This is a genomic window from Enterococcus sp. FSL R5-0957, assembly GCF_038008005.1.
Taxonomy (GTDB): Bacteria; Bacillota; Bacilli; order Lactobacillales; family Enterococcaceae; genus Enterococcus_B; species Enterococcus_B faecium.
Genome location: NZ_JBBOYG010000001.1, coordinates 879127 through 896681, shown reverse-complemented (window position 1 = coordinate 896681; position 17555 = coordinate 879127). Strand labels below are relative to the sequence as shown.

At 34.8% G+C, this 17555-nt stretch carries 16 protein-coding genes and 1 riboswitch; of the genes, 4 read left to right on the top strand and 12 right to left on the bottom strand.

All coding sequences use genetic code 11. From position 1 onward, the window contains the following. Positions 1-134: 134 nt before the first annotated feature. On the bottom strand, positions 135-1253 hold the full coding sequence (locus tag MKX69_RS04280) for a baeRF6 domain-containing protein (protein ID WP_002299523.1): 1119 nt from the start codon (positions 1251-1253) through the stop codon (positions 135-137). A gap of 340 nt (positions 1254-1593) precedes the next feature. Between MKX69_RS04280 and MKX69_RS04275 the strand changes: the two genes are divergently transcribed. Further along, complete coding sequence (locus MKX69_RS04275) at positions 1594-2901, top strand: serine hydrolase (protein ID WP_341008951.1); 1308 nt, start codon at positions 1594-1596, stop codon at positions 2899-2901. A gap of 118 nt (positions 2902-3019) precedes the next feature. Beyond that, positions 3020-4219: a YdcF family protein gene (locus tag MKX69_RS04270; protein WP_341008949.1), complete on the top strand. Its 1200-nt coding sequence runs from the start codon at positions 3020-3022 to the stop codon at positions 4217-4219. Positions 4220-4245: 26 nt separating this feature from the next. On the opposite strand, the gene MKX69_RS04265 is transcribed toward MKX69_RS04270, so the two are convergent. The 4 genes from MKX69_RS04265 to MKX69_RS04250 all read right to left on the bottom strand — a co-directional run bounded on the left by MKX69_RS04265 (position 4246) and on the right by MKX69_RS04250 (position 8128). Continuing rightward, positions 4246-5514, bottom strand: coding sequence for a voltage-gated chloride channel family protein (locus tag MKX69_RS04265; protein ID WP_341008947.1), 1269 nt, complete (start codon positions 5512-5514; stop codon positions 4246-4248). Positions 5515-5568: 54 nt separating this feature from the next. Continuing rightward, a riboswitch (Fluoride riboswitch) is annotated at positions 5569-5635 on the bottom strand. Positions 5636-5676: 41 nt separating this feature from the next. Beyond that, entirely contained in the window at positions 5677-6330 is a 654-nt protein-coding gene (locus MKX69_RS04260; RefSeq protein ID WP_341008946.1) for a FusB/FusC family EF-G-binding protein, read from the bottom strand. Positions 6331-6737: 407 nt separating this feature from the next. After that, complete coding sequence (locus MKX69_RS04255) at positions 6738-7241, bottom strand: HD domain-containing protein (protein WP_341008945.1); 504 nt, start codon at positions 7239-7241, stop codon at positions 6738-6740. A gap of 122 nt (positions 7242-7363) precedes the next feature. Beyond that, entirely contained in the window at positions 7364-8128 is a 765-nt protein-coding gene (locus MKX69_RS04250; protein WP_077940640.1) for a TrmH family RNA methyltransferase, read from the bottom strand. Between the two features lie 106 nt (positions 8129-8234). Between MKX69_RS04250 and MKX69_RS04245 the strand changes: the two genes are divergently transcribed. Further along, a complete protein-coding gene (locus MKX69_RS04245; RefSeq protein ID WP_002289551.1) occupies positions 8235-8510 on the top strand; it encodes an acylphosphatase in 276 nt (91 codons plus the stop codon). 715 nt (positions 8511-9225) lie between these two features. Next, a complete protein-coding gene (yidC, locus tag MKX69_RS04240) occupies positions 9226-10176 on the top strand; it encodes a membrane protein insertase YidC (protein WP_002302193.1) in 951 nt (316 codons plus the stop codon). A 450-nt stretch (positions 10177-10626) separates the two neighbouring features. Here yidC and MKX69_RS04235 read toward each other — a convergent pair whose 3' ends face one another. The 7 genes from MKX69_RS04235 to MKX69_RS04205 all read right to left on the bottom strand — a co-directional run bounded on the left by MKX69_RS04235 (position 10627) and on the right by MKX69_RS04205 (position 17546). Beyond that, positions 10627-11586 carry an IS30 family transposase gene (locus MKX69_RS04235; RefSeq protein ID WP_000222573.1) on the bottom strand — a complete coding sequence of 320 codons (960 nt, stop codon included), beginning with the start codon at positions 11584-11586 and terminating at the stop codon, positions 10627-10629. Between the two features lie 81 nt (positions 11587-11667). Continuing rightward, a complete protein-coding gene (locus MKX69_RS04230) occupies positions 11668-13197 on the bottom strand; it encodes a lipopolysaccharide biosynthesis protein (protein ID WP_341008942.1) in 1530 nt (509 codons plus the stop codon). Then, entirely contained in the window at positions 13187-14242 is a 1056-nt protein-coding gene (locus MKX69_RS04225; protein WP_341008941.1) for an asparagine synthase-related protein, read from the bottom strand. The genes MKX69_RS04230 and MKX69_RS04225 overlap by 11 nt, the downstream gene beginning before the upstream one ends. After that, a complete protein-coding gene (locus tag MKX69_RS04220) occupies positions 14232-14672 on the bottom strand; it encodes an adenylyltransferase/cytidyltransferase family protein (protein ID WP_104674925.1) in 441 nt (146 codons plus the stop codon). Before MKX69_RS04220 ends, MKX69_RS04225 begins: the two co-directional genes overlap by 11 nt. After that, complete coding sequence (locus MKX69_RS04215) at positions 14669-15493, bottom strand: LicD family protein (RefSeq protein WP_341008940.1); 825 nt, start codon at positions 15491-15493, stop codon at positions 14669-14671. Before MKX69_RS04215 ends, MKX69_RS04220 begins: the two co-directional genes overlap by 4 nt. Before the next feature lie 13 nt (positions 15494-15506). Then, positions 15507-16448 (bottom strand): glycosyltransferase family 2 protein, encoded by a 942-nt coding sequence (locus MKX69_RS04210; protein WP_104674927.1) that lies wholly within the window; start codon positions 16446-16448, stop codon positions 15507-15509. Positions 16449-16457: 9 nt separating this feature from the next. Beyond that, positions 16458-17546: an EpsG family protein gene (locus MKX69_RS04205; protein ID WP_341010491.1), complete on the bottom strand. Its 1089-nt coding sequence runs from the start codon at positions 17544-17546 to the stop codon at positions 16458-16460. Positions 17547-17555 lie beyond the last annotated feature (9 nt).

Here is a 17555-nt window from a genome sequence, read left to right as displayed (position 1 = left end):
TTTCACAACCTCTCATACACGGTGTTTAATCAGCTAACCTTCGGTATTAGCTCAAAAAACGGCAAATTATGTGAAACTATTTTTCCGTTTGTTTCTCTAATACTCAGGTCAAAACACTGATTTCACAACCTCTTTTAATAACGAAGAATCGCTGTCAGACTCTTTTCATCTGGCGCATCTTTTTGATCCAAAATAAACACTTTCCCGCCATTAATGATCACATCATCTGCTAATGCATTCAACACTTGACGCCGATCATATTCTATTTCAGGATCTTCACCGAAACCATCAGCTAAGTTTGACGTAGCGATAAATAGATGCGACACTTTTCCTTCTTTCGCAGCTGGAACGATATCAACTAACTGATCGATGAATTTCTTATCTAAGAGTTTATTGTATTCTTTTGATTCTTGAGCTGCGAGTTCACTTGACAGCTTCTTCGCCCCTTCTTCGATATCTCTAAAGGATAGCTGCGCAGGAGAAGCAGAAATCGCAACGTCTGCACAATAATAGGGATTTTTAGCAATTTTTTTGAACATCGTCTGATTTTCTGGTAATGCAAATAAATAAATCGGCCATTGTTCAGGATTTTCGAAAGAATCCTTCAAGTACGTATCAACTGCTTGGTAATAGTTGACCCAATCGATCTCTACCTCTTCATCTTTTGGATTTACGCCATGGAAAGTTACTCCATCTCGGGCTCCGCCTCCTCCATTAGAAGAGAAGTTCAAACCGCCACCTGTCAGTTCAGATCCCAATGCAGTAACGACATCAACCGGTGCCCCTTCTGGTAGAGATACTTCTTTTACTTGTTTGTTGCTGACCTCATACAATTTCATGGAGTCGCGGTTCAATCCCAATAAATAATAAGAATAGTTGAACTGCCCATTTTTGATAATAGCCAGTAAATAGGGAAGATCACTTACATAGTATTGATCGTCTACCGGGATACTCAAACGATGGATATAGGTTTGGTCAGCAGTTATAATGACCGCTACACTCGTAGTTGCACTACGCCAAAACGAAGGATCTCCTAACAAATTTTCAATTTTTTCTTGGAACGGGGACCAGTCATGTTCGGAATATTTTTTCTCAAAACGTTTCTTTGCTTCTTTCGCAAAATTTTTGAATTTGATCTGATCTTTTTCCACATCTTGATGGGCGACATGCGTATTCAGCATGATCGTGACGAATGGTCCTTTAGCGCCTTCTGAAGTCAATTGTGACAATAATTCTTTATCCTTTTTTGCCATAAACGTACCCCTCCTAAAAAAATCATTCATTTGTTTCTATCTAAAGTCTACCACAACACTATTTTTCCATACAATAAAACGTATCTAAAAAAATAAAACGGTTTCTACGGTTTTAAATTTAGCTATTTTTTAAGTATTATCAGTTTATTTGCTTTCAGCGCTTCCCGCTTATTAGATGCGGAAACACAGCCTATTCCTGTAAAAGTACGTAAAAACGACCGCTAACCTTCCATAACGTGCGTTCTTATCCTAAAGTTTTTTCAGAAACATTGAAACTCTCTCCCCTCTCTGATAAAATTTTAATTTGTAGCGAAACAAATTAATTACAAGGAGATCGGATATGTCCATAAAAAAAACACGTCTAGTCCTATTATTGGCTAGTCTCATTCTTTGCCTTGCTTCTTTTCTACCAGCTGTTGCTGTGCAAGCTGAAGATACGTTCAAAGTAAATTCAAAAGCAGCTTTTGCTGTAGATGCGCAAAGCGGTAAGATTCTTTATGATCAAGATGGAGAAAAAACCATGGGGATCGCTTCAATCACAAAAATCATCGGTCTTTACATCGTTCTTGATCAAGTAAAAGAAGGAAAACTATCATGGGATGATAAAGTTTCGATTTCAGATTATGCAGAAAATTTGAGTATCACCCCAGATTTATCGAATGTTCCTTTGCATAAAGAAAACACCTACACTGTCAAAGAATTATTCGACTCTGCAATCATCCAGTCAGCCAATGCTTCAATGGTGGCCTTGGCAGAAAAAATCTCTGGCAGCGAAGCTAAATTCACTGAACGAATGAAAGAAAAATTGAAAGATTGGGGAATCAAAGATGCAACAATCGTTAATGCATCAGGATTGAACAACTCTTATCTTGGCGAAAACCGACCAGAAGGCACTGGAGAAAACGACGAAAATCAAATGTCTGCTCAAGATGTGGCCATCGTTGCCCGCCATTTGATCTTGGATTTCCCAGAAATACTGGATGTATCAAGTACTACGACCCAAATGTTTGGCGAAAATACGCAATCACCAGTGGAAATGGTCAACTGGAACTGGATGCTCCCAGGATTCGTTAATTACAAGGAAGGCGTGGACGGATTAAAAACTGGTACGACTGAGCTTGCAGGTGCTTGTTTCGTTGGTACGATCACTAAAAACGATCAACGGATCATCACTGTCGTATTGAATGCGGACGGCCATGCGGAAAACCCGAGTGCCCGCTTCAATGAAACAGACCGTTTGATGGACTACTGCTATGACAATTGGTCAGAAAAAGAGCTCGGAAAAGCTAACGCAAGTATTCCTAGTCTAAAAACCATTGATGTAAAAGACGGAAAAGAATCAACAGTTCCTGTTGTGCTTAAAAGCCCTGTAAAAGTATGGGTACGAAACGATATGGATACTGGCAAATTAACGATCACGCCAACACTTGACAAGAAGCAAGTCACTGACAACGAGATCCAAGCACCTATGGATAAAGGTACAAAAATCGGTACCGCTACGATCACCTTGGCAGACGATAAATTAGGCTATTTAGAAGACAACAATGCGCCATCAACAGAGATCATTACGGATAAAACAGTGGAAAAAGCGAATATGTTCGTGATTGGCTGGCGACGCGTCGCAGAATTTTTCGGCAACTTGTTTTAATTGAACAATAAGAAAAACATCTTTCCATCGGAAAGATGTTTTTTTGCTTTTTCTAGTTTAAATAACAGCTTTTTTCATCTATTTTCGTTATACTGTATAAGAAAAAGGAGTTGAATTTATGAATCTAACCAGAGATCTGATCTTTTTAGTTCTCTATCTTATTGGGGTATTCTCTATCGTTTATTGGCGAAAACAGAAGAAGGATCCTTCCTTGTTCTTTTACGGCAGTACGTGGACATTTACGGTAATCTTAACTTATTTTGTCGTGTTGGAAATTTTTTATTCGACCTTTTATTTTTTGATTCCATTGTTGTTCTTTAGTATCTTTGCTTTTTCTTATTTCACAGAAAAACGAAGGCTGCTGAATGGTCTTTTATTCAATGTTTTCCTCATCAGTTTCGGCATCTACTTGTTTGTCTTGCTGTATGAAACGCAAAATATTTTCCTTGGCGGACTGATCGCCTTGATCACGATTCCATTGCTACTTGTCCTTTTATTTGGTATTTATGGATTGATTGTTTTTCTTTTTTGGAACGGGGTCACAGTTTTACGTAGAGAATTGCATTCATTAGCTAATCTTTTAACGTTGATACTAGCCATTTTTCTTACACTGTTTCTTGTTTTTGACTTTTTCTTGTTAAAATATTTGCCGCAATGGATAAATGCTTTGTTTTTCTGCGTTCCCCTGATCTTGATCTATCTATTTATCGTATTCTACAACTTTTTGACTGTCTCATTCTTGTATCAGTTCAACCGGCCTCGATACAATCAAGACTTCATCGTTGTGTTAGGCGCTGGGTTGATCAATGGAGAAACAGTGTCTCCTCTTCTAGCTAAGCGAATCAATAAGGCAATTGCTTTTTATCGGGCTCAAAGCCGTGCTACATTAAATCCCCCCATCTTATTGATGTCTGGTGGGCAAGGAGCAGACGAAAAAGTACCAGAAGCCATTGCGATGAAACAATATGCCATGGAACAAGGAATTCCTGAAAGAGATATTCTTGTCGAAACCAATTCGACAACCACTTTGGAGAATATGCGCTATTCAAAGGAAATCATGGATCAGCAAATGAAAGGTCCTTATCGCGCGATCTTCAGTTCTAACAATTACCACATTTTCAGAGCTGGTCTCTATGCACGACAAGCGAAACTGAAGGCAAATGGTATTGGGGCAAAAACAGCTTTCTACTACTTGCCTAATGCGTTTTTAAGAGAATACATCGCCATCTTGATGATGAACAAAAAAAGACATATGATCATTTGCGGATTGCTTTTCGCAGGCTCCGCATTCTTATCGCTGATTACTTTACTTTTCTAAAAAAACAAGGTGTGACAAAACATATGTCACACCTTGTTTTTTTCTTTCATTCTCTTAACTATTGGCAAAAAGAGTATCCCTTTTTTGACCGCTACTTGCTGAGCAGAATAAATACCGCTGTTGCCTGAACACATAAAGCTGATCAAGCAGATCATAAAGAAGTATACTGCCGCTTGTGAACCGAACAATTCGATCCCCATCACAAAGCAGGCAATCGGTGTATTTGTCGCACCAGAAAATACTCCGATAAAGCCCAATCCTGCAAGAAAAGGAACAGAAACATGGAGCAAAGGCGCTAGTGCTGTACCAAGCGTTGCACCAATTTCAAACAATGGTGTCACTTCTCCCCCTTGATATCCCGCGCCTAAAGACAAAACTGTGAAGAATAACTTCCCAATAAAATCATAGACATGTGCCTGTCCATTAAATGATTCTTGAAGTAACGGAAGACTCAATCCGAGATAACGTTGTGTTTGCAAAATCAATGCTGCTGCCACAACTACAGCTCCACCTATCGTATTTCGCCAAACAGGATGAGGAATCCATTGTGCATATCGCGCTTTTAAAAAGACGATCGAACGGCTGAATACCCAACCAATCAAACCAAAAGCAATCCCAGCAACAAAAACTTTGAAGAACAGCAACATACTCCATTCAGGAATCACACCCATTTGGTAATGTAGATGAGAAACACCATAGCTTTCTGTCATGAAATTTGCAAACAGTGCAGCAAAGAAGCTAGGGAAGATCGCTTCTGTTCGGACTTTCCCGATTGCCAACACTTCTAATCCAAATAATGTTCCAGCTAAAGGTGTGCCAAATACAGAACTAAAACCCGCACTGATTCCACTGATAATCAAGATTTCCCGTTCTGATTTATCCAATCGGAACAAACGTGCTGTATTATCTGCTAACGCTCCCCCCATTTGGACTGCTGTTCCTTCACGGCCAACAGATCCCCCAAATAAATGGGTAGTTATGGTTCCAAACAGCGTAAGTGGAATAAGCCGCAACGGGATTTTTTCTTCTCCACCATTTCCTTGATCGATCACTAAGTTGTTTCCACGACTAGAAAGACCGCCGTGATACGCATAGAGATAAGCAAAAAGCGCACCACTAACTGGTAGTAGATAAAGGAGCCAAGGATGTGATAGTCGGATATCTGTCACAACTGTCAAGCTATTTAAGAAAAAAGCAGACAAGCTCCCCATGAATATACCGAGAATCGCTGTGATCACCAGCCACTTCAGCATGTACACTAAAATGCGTACTGGACTCGGTAATTGTTTTTCCATAAAAAATTCCTCCTCAATAAAAAAACGCCTACTAAAGAAAGGGGCTGTCCCCAGACTTTAGTAGGCGTCATTAGCTATCTTTCGTTAGCATTTAAAGGCGAACACCATCACCTATTCACTTCCATTAAAAGATAGCATATTTTTCTGTAAAAAACAATAAAATTATCGTTCTTTCTTTACACGTTCAGCAAATTCATAGAAAGGAGCCAATTTCGTTAACTGTTGATTACATTGGTCACTATCATGACAAATATAATTCCCCTTTTTCGTATACGTGCCATCAGAACCTGCTTTCGTTGTAGAAAGAAAAAGCGACACATTCGATGTTTTCTGACAGATTGCACAGATTCCCTTATTTATCGTTGGTGATAAAGTACCGCTAATCCCTTTTAATTTTTCATCTTCGTAATAGACCATGAATTTTTTCTGCGTACCTGGATCATTCCAGCCGATGTACGTATGTTCTTGCAAGTCGATTTCATTCCAAGCTGGTTGTTTGAGTTTTTTCACTTTTCGGAATAATTTCTCGATTTGTGGTTTGCTAGGCTGCATAAACGGCTGGACGATTTCGATTTGCTTCAGCTCCTCCAATGCTCTTTCTGCTTGCGCTTTTGTCAGTTTTACGTCTAAAACTGTCGTTAAAAATGTATCGATTTCTGGCAGTTCGTGTTCTAATATGTCTCGAATCTTTTCAGCTGCTAGTGCCTGAACTGTTTGTACCGTTTTTGGATCATTGACAGATGAGTACGCATTTAATAACTGATCTACTTCTCTTTTTATAAAAAAATATTGGTATGGTTTTATTGTTTGTTCCATGATTTTAAAGTCCTTTCTTCTAACCAAAGTGCATACTTTGTAGAAAAAAGTGATCTTCTGCAAAGTATGTGTTACCTGAAGATCCCGGACTCTTTTAAATAAGATACGTTTTGCATCTTATCATCACCCCCTTTAATGCTTATTATTCTATGTACATGATTCATTCGATAAATAAAAGTAAACCGTATCTTGAACAGATAGTCAACTGCAAACAGAAAAAAGGACTGTGACAAAAGTCGTGTCAAAGTCCCTTGTTTCGAATGAATGGTGTTCCAGAAGTAGCTTCTTCGAAAAATAAGCCGAAATTTCACAAAAATTTGAGAAGCAATTTTCGTACATTCCTTCTTATTTCTTGAAGCTGACCACTTCTGTCACAACCTCAATATGGTCTATATTGGTTTTACCTATTAAATCGAGGATTCTTTCCCAAAGTAATGTTGCCATCTCTTACGCATACTTGCAGACATGGGCTGAGCCGCTTCTTTGACTGCGCAGTATTTGTCCACGAATGTCACGATATATCCTTCTTTGTACTTAGGCGGTGCGATCGTTGCGCCCCACATGTGCTTCAAAATGATATCTCGCTCAAGATCAGACAAATCGGTGATTTTTTCTGCATTCTTTACAGCAATTCTTGGATGGATATACGCATGTGTCCCCTCGTCAAATTTCGTCGTACGCCAATCATAGTAGAACAGATCATGCAAAAGTCCAGCACGCGCTGTTGCTTTAGCATTGCCACCCCATTTTTTTGCGAGCAGATAACTATAGTAAGAAACACTGATGGAATGCTCCAATCGAGTGGAATGAACATGCTGTGTGTAATTCGCTAATTTTTTCACTGCTTCTGTTTCTAAAAGATCTTGTACATAAGACATATATTCTTCGTCTTCACGCCATTTTTCTGTCATAATTATCGATCTGCCACCTTTTTGAATTTCATTTTCTTCTGAAATTGATCTAAGTATACCACCAGTGTTCGGATTATTCTAGTTGCTCTAGATAAAATAGCTAAAGCTTAATAGTTCCTTAATCATAAAGAAAAATGATAAAGAACGATCCCTGCTGCGACTCCGACATTCAATGATTCCGCATTTCCTTTCATTGGGATATATACGTTCTGATCACTCAAAGACAAGATTTCCTGACTTACTCCCTGACCTTCGTTTCCCATGATTATAGCGAAATCCTCTGTTTTTTCTACTTTGTCTAATGCATGTGCTTCTTCATTTAATTCTGTACCGTACACCGTAAACCCTTTGCCTTTCATCACAGGGATCACTTCTGCCAAATTTTTTTGTAACACAGGCAAATGATAATTGCTTCCCTGCATGCTTCGCAGCACCTTTGTACTATAAATATCTGCCGTTCCTTTACCTAATAAAACACCAGCCATACCAAACGCATCTGCCGTACGGATCATCGTTCCCACATTTCCAGGATCCTGTACATTATCTAGTAAAAGCCAGCCTCCTGAAAAATCTGGCGTATCTTCAGATGTTAACGTCATCACTGCTAAGATCCCTTGCGGTGTAGGTAGATCTGACATAGCGGTCATGACCTCATCTGAAACTAGAAAAGTAGAAATCTCTTTGTTTACAGCCAGCCAGTCTCCCCATTCTTTCATACCTCTCTGTGTCACAAAAAGTTCTTTTATTTCTGCATTAGACGACGCAGCTTCTTCGATCAGATGGAACCCTTCCAAAAGATATTCTGCCTTTTCTTCTCTGTATTTCTTTTTATGTAGTTTTTTTAATTCTTTGATTCTTGGATTTTTTGCTGATTGGATCTCTTTCACATTCCTCACCTCACCTGATTATATCATGGAATAGGTGCTTGAGCTTGTTTCATCCTAAAAAAATCGGTATCATTGATGTATAAAACAGGAAAGAAAGGTGACGAACATGCGCAAAGTTAAAATGAATGTCCAAGGACGTGTCCAGGGCGTGGGATTTCGCTATATGACCAAGATGGTTGCTGATCAGTTAGGCGTGACCGGAACGGTAAAAAACGAAGACGACGGCTCAGTCACAATCGAAGCAATCGGAAATGACGACATCATCCAAAAATTTATCGAAGAAGTCAAGAAGTCTCCGAGCCCAAGTGGACGAGTGCAGTATGTGGATGTCCAAGAAGATCCGATGATTGAGGAACGAAAGAAATTTGATGTGGTGGGATAAGGTTGTGAAAAAGCTGGTCTGCATCAAGCATTAAGGACTGGTTGTGAAAAATAGCTCTCCATATTTTTCAACAGGCTGGACTTAATGCCGTAGATGCAAGCTTTTGAACACCATCGATAAGGTTGTTTTTGAAGCGCTTTGCCTCGAGTATTAAGGAGAAACATTTTCAAAATAGCTTCTCATATTTTGAAATGTAATGACTTAATACCGAGAGGCAGCTGATAAAACACCGTCAATAAGGTTGCGAAAAAGCTGATCTGCATCAAGCATTAAGGACTGGTTGTGAAAAAGTCACTTAGTTTTGAGTATTAAGGAAAATTTTGTGAAAATGGCTTTCCACATTTTTGCATAAATTTGACTTAATACCGAGAAACTGACTTTTGAACACCGTCGATAAGGTTGTTTTTGAGCGCTTTGCCTCGAGTATTAAAGACAGGGAGTAAAAAAGCTGATCTATCACTTGCAGTGAGTTCATTTGACTCCGCTATTTCGGGCAGAATAAAAAAAGTTTTTAGTTTTTTTAATAAGAAAGAAACACTTGGAATCACTCTTTTCTTTCTAAGTATTTCTTTCTTGATTTTTTGTCTTTTTTCAAAATTTTCCGCTACGAAAAAGAACGAATATTTATATGAAATTTCTATGAAGTTGATTGAATTCCATGCGCTTTTTTAGTATAGTTAAGTTTGTGTAAAAATTATAGAAGAGGAAGTATTCTATGAATAAATGGAAAAACTGGTTATTGGGATCCGGACTTGTCAGTATCCTGCTCTTTTTATCTGGCTGTGTGCGGATGGATTCAAACGGAAACCCTGACACTTCAGGAATCGTTTATCGAGTACTCGTCCATCCTATGGGCCAAGCGATTACATATCTAGTTGAGAATTTCAATTGGTCTTACGGCTGGGCAGTTATTGCAATGACTGTGATCGTTCGTATCATCATCTTGCCACTAGGTATCAGTCAATCGAAAAAAACAATGATCCAATCTGAAAAAATGCAAGCGTTAAAACCACAAGTTGAAGCAGCACAACAAAAGCTAAAAGCTGCAACAACACGTGAAGAACAAATGGCAGCACAAGCAGAAATGCAGCAAGTATATCGCGAAAATGGATTGAGTATGACCGGCGGAATCGGCTGTCTGCCTCTATTGATCCAAATGCCGATCTTCTCTGCCTTGTATTTTACGGCACGCTACACAGAAGGTATCCGGGAATCATCTTTTTACGGCATCGATCTAGGCTCACCAAGTATGGTGCTTGTGGCCATTGCAGGGGTCGCTTATCTGCTTCAAGGATATATTTCAACAATCGGTATTCCTGAAGAACAGAAAAAGACGATGCGTACGATGCTGATCGTCTCTCCTGCTATGATCGTCTTCATGTCAATCAGTGCGCCAGCCGGTGTTACACTTTACTGGGTAGTCGGTGGTGTGTTCAGCTGTCTGCAAACATTCATCACAAACGTTATGATGAAACCACGTTTGAAAGCACAAGTGGCAGAAGAGTTGAAACAAAACCCGCCAAAACAAGTCGTCACTCCAAGAAAAGACGTGACAGAATCAGCAAAGCCAGCTAACAACAAACAAGCAACAAAACAAATCAAACAACCAAAAAACAGTACAAACAACAAAGGCCGCAACGCAGGAAAGCAGCAGAAGCGGAAGTAAATGGATGGATACCCCCCATACAACTATCAATTGATAGTTGTATGGGGGGTTACGCATAGTAAAAAGATATTTTTATTTTTTAGTTCATGGTAATATTTAAACAAAATTCGTTTTAATAAAATATTCTATTTTAAGTTAATATATAAACTAATATCATAAAAGATGTATAGGTATAAATCCTCTACAATAGTGAATGCCAAAAATACAAATGCCGAGAATAATTATTTTTCCAAATGATCGTACTATAAATTTTGTAAAAATGGTCCTTAGTATTTTAAAAGAAATTCTCTCCTCTATTTCTTCGAATAAATTTAGTATAAACAGAGATAATCAATTGAGGAAGTCTACCACACCAAAAATTAAATTTTTTAGTCTAATTTTTGAGGAATACAAAAATATATTTTTTCAATTTTTTTTAATTCTACTTAATATTTTATACATTCTTAATTGTCAAATTAAGTTAGACAAATCATCAATACTTACGTAACTCAAAAATACTTCCAAAGGTGTTCGATAATTCAGTGATTTTCTAGGAATATTATTTCGTTTCGATGCGACAGATTGAATAAAAGATTCATCTACTGAATTGAAATCCATAGATTTCAATAAACCATCTCTACGTAACAATCCGTTAGAATTCTCGTTTAGGCCTCTTTGAGACGGCGTTCCTGGATCAGCGAAATAAATGGCAATATCATTGGCATTACTGATCTGTTTCCAATTTGAAAATTCCTTTCCACAATCAAAAGTGATGGATTTGAATAGATTTTTCGGTACAGATTCAAACCAATGATTTAATTTGTTTTCAATATCAATCGCTTGTCTACCACACGGTTTCAATGTGATGATAACTTTTGATAATCGCTCAACTAAGGTAATTACAGCACTTTTATGTTTCAAACCTACGATAGTGTCACCTTCAAGGTGACCAAACTCATTTGAGAATTGGCTATAATCTTTTTCACGTTCATGAATAGAGCGACGGAAAGCTTGTTTTCCACGTCTTTCTTGATGTCCATTTGGTTTACGCTTGCCTTTCATCGGTAAGTCAGAAGGATTAAATAGCCCCTTTTTGAACATACGATAAATGGTACGAGCAGAACAACGAATAGGAAACGCTGCACGACCAACAATCACATCGGGTGTCCATCCTTGAACAACCTTTCTTTGAATATATTCTGATTGTTCCTCAGGTAAAACAAGCGGGCGTCTACCACAGTTTGATTTGTTTTTCTTATACTGTTGATAGTACTCTAAGGCTGATTTTCCTTGCTTGAAGAACAGGTATACTTTATGGATCGTTTGTCTTGAACGATTCAAGCAATGCGCAGTTTTCGCAACAGATTGATTTATTTTGAAATAAGACTCTATCATTACAAGTTCATCCGTTGTAAGATGGGTATAGGTCATTTGTACTCACTCCTTATAATTCTTTGGACGGAACTATTTTGAGTGTAGCACAAATGACTTTTTTAGTTGTCTAGCTTAATTTTACAATCGGCGCATATAAATTTTTAGGAACAAAAATTCTTTTTTATTATGATAGATCAACCATAAAATAAAATTCGAAATAAAAAAAACAATAATACCAATTATAATAATGGATATTACCTGATGGTTAACTTTAAATATTGCAAATAAAGTTTTTAAAATTAACGAAATAACTATGCCCTGTCCAAAAATAACTGATATTCTTTTAAAATACTGATATAGATATATTTTTACGCTCTTCTTAAAAGTGTATTTGTAAAGAACCAAAGGATCAAACCAAGTCTGTGTTATTAATCTTGAAAATACTGTTCCCCATATTGCTCCTTCAATGCCTAAATATATTACAAGAACAATTGAAATAATAACATTTAAAATTGCCATTGCTAATGGGCGATATTTTCCCTGAATAAATAACCCATTTGCATTTCTATATGCAGCTACGGGGCGTACAAGGTTCACTAAAATATAGTCAACGACAAAACCTATTAAAATCCACTTATTTAGTATAAATTTTTTACCCAACCATACAGATATAAAAGGATCTGTTAAAAAATAAAGCAACAATGCCGTGACAGCTGTGATCCAAAATATCAAAAAATTCAAATTGTCAAAATTTTCTTCTTGCTTTTCTTTATCATTTAACGCTAAATTTCCTAATGTTGGGGTTATAGAACTAGTAATTTGAGCCATAAAAGTATCTACACTTCTTTCGATAAATCTATAGTTAGCGAAGAAGGCAACACTTCCTGTTCCCATAATTGAAGAAATAATTATACTATCAGTTCCACTGACAATAACATTAGAAATCTGATACAATGCCAAAGCGTGGATATCCCCCAAAAGACGCTTTCGCTCGGTTGAAGGAAGATCTGCATTAGACACACTCTTTATTTCTCTAAATTCATTATTTGCGAAAAAGAAGATTATTATATTTTGGAATATAATAAGAAGTATATCGAAAGATAAGTAAAGAAGAAAATTTTCGAATAAAACAATCATTACAACACCTAATGCTGTTCGGACGATACTAAAAATAACCTGTATAAAACTAATAACATAATTTTTCTGGTTAGCCGTTAATAATGCAGATTTATATATTAAAAAATATGAGCTCACCGTATTTATTAAATACAAAAGGTATATTAATGTTATACTTTCTGAAATATTAGGGACATTTTTTACCATAAATGGTAATCCAGGAATTAGTGCCACGCCTATAATAAAGATAAAAGATCCAATAAGCATGTAAGCTTTTTTATAAAAGTTCATTAGCTGTGCTATCTTTTGATAATCTTTATCATTAATAGGTTTATAAAGAGCAAAAGTTATTGCCGAACCAATTCCTAGTTCTGCAAAAGAAAAAATAGTTAATATATCAGTAAACAGACTAGATAAACCTGTATATTCAATTCCCATATAATGTATCATTACTGTTTTCATTATAAATGAAGACAGTAATGTCATTAATCTTACTAACATGTTCATACTTGTATTATAAAGAGCTTTTTTTGAATAAGAACTACTTTTCATTTGCATCCTCAATTAGATTTAGAAATCTTTCCAAGCAATAAATCATCCACTTCTGATCGCCTTTCATATCATTCAATGGAATATCTTTTCTAAATTCTGTTCTAACAGGCCCTTCCCATTTTTCAAACCATTGATCCACAGGTCGTGGCATAGGTAATTTTTTTCTTATCTGTAAATTTGGATATTTTTGCTTGAAAATCTCTCTCAAAATATATTTACTTTCACCTGAGCGCACTCTCTCTAAATCAAGAGGAACATCCAATATCATCCTATTGAACGGAGAAATAAATTCGATATCTGCTAATTTACATGCATTATAATAAGAGTTATTGCTTTCAGAAAAGAAGACAGTATTGAGAAAACCATGTACATCTACTATATTATTCCCATTCATAAATGGTATTATCGGTTCTTTAATCTCCATGGGCTCCTTTAAAACTTTTGATGGATCTACAAACATGAATCGTTCATAAAACTCAGCTAAATTAAAATCTTTTGATAAAAGTCCATCTAAACCACCAAAAACAGCATCAGCAGCTTCTCCAAAAAGTAAAGTTGTATAACCTTCTTTTCTTGCAACATCGGCAGCTTTAAATATTTGTGGTTCAATAGAGTGAACAGGTGCTCCCTTTTGCAACATCAGTTTATCCATTGAATTATCGAAGTCAGTCCAATCATAACTAATAACAGAATGCTCCAATTCATTTATCTCTGCATAGATTTTTGCATACCTCACTTCATCATTAGCACCTTCTACATCAGGTTGGAAAGTGTAGGCTTTTGTACCCTTAGGAACCATTGCTGCTAATATAGCGGAATCAATACCACCACTTAACATCAATGCAACTTTTTTTGTTTTATCAGAAAAAAGACTATCAATTGTTTTCTCTATTTCTTTAACTGTGTCGTCTACGTTTTTAACAGGAACTCTATAAGGCATATCGTAAAAATTTGGTTCGATGTCTTTTGAAAAACTTTTTTCTCTATCCACAATACTTCTATATATTAAATAAGAATTATTGCAATATTTCTTGTTAATTTCCATGTGTATCACTCCTTAAATCTTTTAATGCTTTTGTGATTTTTGTTGACGATACTCCCTTTGTATATGGAAAATAAACTACACGCGTTCCAATTTCCTCTAACTCTTTTTCAAATTTCTGCCATTTTTCAGTACCATACCAGTCATCTCCCACGAAAAGAACATCTGCTTTTAATTTCTGACACATTTCAACTTTATTCATATCATATTGAGGAACCACAGCATCAACCCACTTTATGTTTCTTACAATCTCAGCGCGATCTTCGAATGGAATAACTGCTTTTTTCCCCTTATAAGTTACTAATTCATCTACTGTTACTCCAACAACTAATTTATCGCACATCCCTTTAGCATTTTTTAATAAGTTTAAATGCCCAATATGAAAAAGATCGTATACTCCAGAAGTATACCCGATTATTACTCCATCCTTCATTGATTATTCTCCTTAATATATTCCTTATATGATTTTGAAAAATCTATTATCGCGTTATTATGTTGTACTTGATTTTCCTTTTCTGGAATTATCATATAATCACCAAAATGATTCTTTAAATATCTATCATACCCAATAGGGCACGGCATTATTGTATCTTCAAATTCAAAATCAATAGACCTAGAGAAATCTTCTTTATTTAAAAGAAGCTTGTCTCCTCTAAAAGACCAAGCAAAGCTAGAAAGCTTATTTCTTTCAGAGTCAAAAGAATATAATTTAACAAGTTTTAAGTAAATATTTAAAAAAATATTTTTTGGAAACAGTTTAATAAAAGAATATATAATTCTTTTATTATTTAAGTTAGAATCATTCAACTCTTTTTGAACTCTATTTAATCGCATTAAAGTAATGAGAGTTTTCAAGTGTACTTTTCTTATAATTTTATTGTTTGGTAATCCATCTAAAGGCATAATGTCAATATAAACTCCAGAATAACGATCCTGAAATTGTATCAATTCTTTATGCAATAAAGCTGTATTGATATCGTGTACTTTTATAAAAACATTTTCATTATGAAATGCAAATTTTTCATCTAGCACTTGAAGATCTTTTTCTAGACAAGTAATTGCAATTTTTTTGAATTTTTCATAATCTTTTCTTGGCATAGCAATATCTAAATCATCATCCCATGGAATAAATCCATGATGTCTTATTGCTCCAATACATGTTCCTCCGATTGCAAAATATCTGATATCATTCTCCTCACAAACTTTTTTTACTCCTTTATAGATTTCAAGTATCTTTACCTGTAATTCATTCATTAGTTTGACCTCTTTAAGCTCTACGTTTTAGTTTAAGTAAAAAATATAACATAAAATACTTTTTTTTATCTAATAAGAGAAAAACTATTTTTTCTTTTATTTGGATAGAACAATCTTCTTTCATATATTTTTTTAAAGTAGAAAAAAATATAGTATTCGTTATGATGGCACACATTTTTTTGAATTCATTAAATGTGGACATATAGTAATAAAGAGTTGTCCGTATAATTTTAAGATTAATAGAGATATAGCCTATGGAAAAATGCCTATCAGTCCCATAATATACATATGCTGTACTAGCAATTTCTGACTGATATTCCCACATATTATTTATAGTTATTCGGCTAAGACCATTAGGTGATTCAACAATATTATATAAGGCTTTTGGCAAAAAGAAGACATCTTCTACTTTACTTAAATACTTTAGATTGAAATCCAAATCTTCTCCATATCTTATTTTTTTATTAAACTTTAAATCATTTTCTTTAATTATTGTACTATCATACATTTTACAATATGGGGTATTTAAAAAATTACTTAAATTTCCATAGTTATTGATAGTATCAATGTAAGATAATTTTTGTGGTGTAGGCATAACTTTTTTTTGGTTTTGAATATAGCCTGATATAATAAAATACTCAGAGTATTTAACAAAGCTCTCAACATAGTCTTTTGAAAGATAATCATCAGCATCTACAAATAAGATTTTCTTTCCCTTTGAAATACTTATACCTATATTTCTTGCTTCAGAAACACCATTATTTTTAGTCTTAAGATATTTTATTCTTCTATCATTCCTAGAAAATTCTATGCATATCTGTTCGCTCAAATCTGTCGATCCATCGTTAACTAGGATAATTTCTAAATTTGAATAACTCTGGTTTAAAATTGTTTCTATACATTTACTTAAATAATCTTGTTTATTATAAATAGGTACAATAACTGAAATTAACATCTGTTCTCCTTAGTAAAAAAAATCTAATATTCTATTATATTCAAATATTGGTTTAACAAGATAAGAAAAACCTAAATCTCCAAAAAAAACATAGAAGAACATAAATAGAGAAAATAAAAAACTAATATAAACAATATTTTTTATTAATACACTTTTTGTAAAAATATATCCAACAGACTGAAAATTGGCTACATTAGCATAGAATATAATTAATAAATTACGTACAAATCTAAAAAAAGTCGAATTATAATAATATAATGGAATGAATAATAATGAAAAGAAAATTACTTGAGTAAATAAACCATTATATTTATTAACTCTGCTTCTATTAAAAACAGATTTTTTTTCTTGATTAAACCATAATGTAATAAAAACTAAAATACAATGAAGTACTATAAAGACACCAACCTTAAATATGCCTAATCGATTACTTGAGTCTTCAAGATATAGTGAAATTTTCGACTGAGTAAAAAAAACCATGATATGTGAAAAAAACCAAGGAAATATAAATATAAATACTACATCAAATAGAAGCATGTATTTTTTTATAAACTCAAAGTTAACCCAAGGGAGTATAGCAAGAATAATATAAAATAAAGCAGATTCATGGAAACCAAAAGCAATAACACAAAGAATTAAATACTTGATCGTTTTTGCTATTTCTTTTTCTCTCAGATATTTAATTGCATATATTATAATTGCCATAGCTATAAAATTACGCTTTTGTATCACTAAGTCTGTAAAAGGATAGATAAACAGTAAGGCATGTACAAAATTAATATTTTTTGTATATCTTTTTATTGAGATATGCAATAAAACCAGCGCAAAAAAACTTATTATAGCATTAGCTGACACAAAGTCTAATCTTAACAGGCTAAAAAGAAACATCAAATTTTGATATAGTCCCCCATTCATCAAAGAAAGATCTATACCGCCTTTATTTCCATAAGTTTGATACAGATTTAAATAATCGTTCATATCTGCACCAGCATAATTAAACCCTATAAGGATATACTGCCATAAAAAAATTATTCCTGATAGAAAATAAGATCTTTTGAAATATAGTCCTAATAATATTAATAGAACTGTTATTGTCATTCCAATATA

Bases quoted from the DNA above. Each gene is read 5' to 3' on its own strand.
- MKX69_RS04280 (WP_002299523.1), bottom strand. From the start codon at position 1,253: ATGGCAAAAAAGGATAAAGAATTATTGTCACAATTGACTTCAGAAGGC.
- MKX69_RS04275 (WP_341008951.1), top strand. From the start codon at position 1,594: ATGTCCATAAAAAAAACACGTCTAGTCCTATTATTGGCTAGTCTCATT.
- MKX69_RS04270 (WP_341008949.1), top strand. From the start codon at position 3,020: ATGAATCTAACCAGAGATCTGATCTTTTTAGTTCTCTATCTTATTGGG.
- MKX69_RS04265 (WP_341008947.1), bottom strand. From the start codon at position 5,514: ATGGAAAAACAATTACCGAGTCCAGTACGCATTTTAGTGTACATGCTG.
- MKX69_RS04260 (WP_341008946.1), bottom strand. From the start codon at position 6,330: ATGGAACAAACAATAAAACCATACCAATATTTTTTTATAAAAAGAGAA.
- MKX69_RS04255 (WP_341008945.1), bottom strand. From the start codon at position 7,241: ATGACAGAAAAATGGCGTGAAGACGAAGAATATATGTCTTATGTACAA.
- MKX69_RS04245 (WP_002289551.1), top strand. From the start codon at position 8,235: ATGCGCAAAGTTAAAATGAATGTCCAAGGACGTGTCCAGGGCGTGGGA.
- yidC (WP_002302193.1), top strand. From the start codon at position 9,226: ATGAATAAATGGAAAAACTGGTTATTGGGATCCGGACTTGTCAGTATC.
- MKX69_RS04235 (WP_000222573.1), bottom strand. From the start codon at position 11,586: ATGACCTATACCCATCTTACAACGGATGAACTTGTAATGATAGAGTCT.
- MKX69_RS04230 (WP_341008942.1), bottom strand. From the start codon at position 13,197: ATGAAAAGTAGTTCTTATTCAAAAAAAGCTCTTTATAATACAAGTATG.
- MKX69_RS04225 (WP_341008941.1), bottom strand. From the start codon at position 14,242: ATGGAAATTAACAAGAAATATTGCAATAATTCTTATTTAATATATAGA.
- MKX69_RS04220 (WP_104674925.1), bottom strand. From the start codon at position 14,672: ATGAAGGATGGAGTAATAATCGGGTATACTTCTGGAGTATACGATCTT.
- MKX69_RS04215 (WP_341008940.1), bottom strand. From the start codon at position 15,493: ATGAATGAATTACAGGTAAAGATACTTGAAATCTATAAAGGAGTAAAA.
- MKX69_RS04210 (WP_104674927.1), bottom strand. From the start codon at position 16,448: ATGTTAATTTCAGTTATTGTACCTATTTATAATAAACAAGATTATTTA.
- MKX69_RS04205 (WP_341010491.1), bottom strand. From the start codon at position 17,546: ATGACAATAACAGTTCTATTAATATTATTAGGACTATATTTCAAAAGA.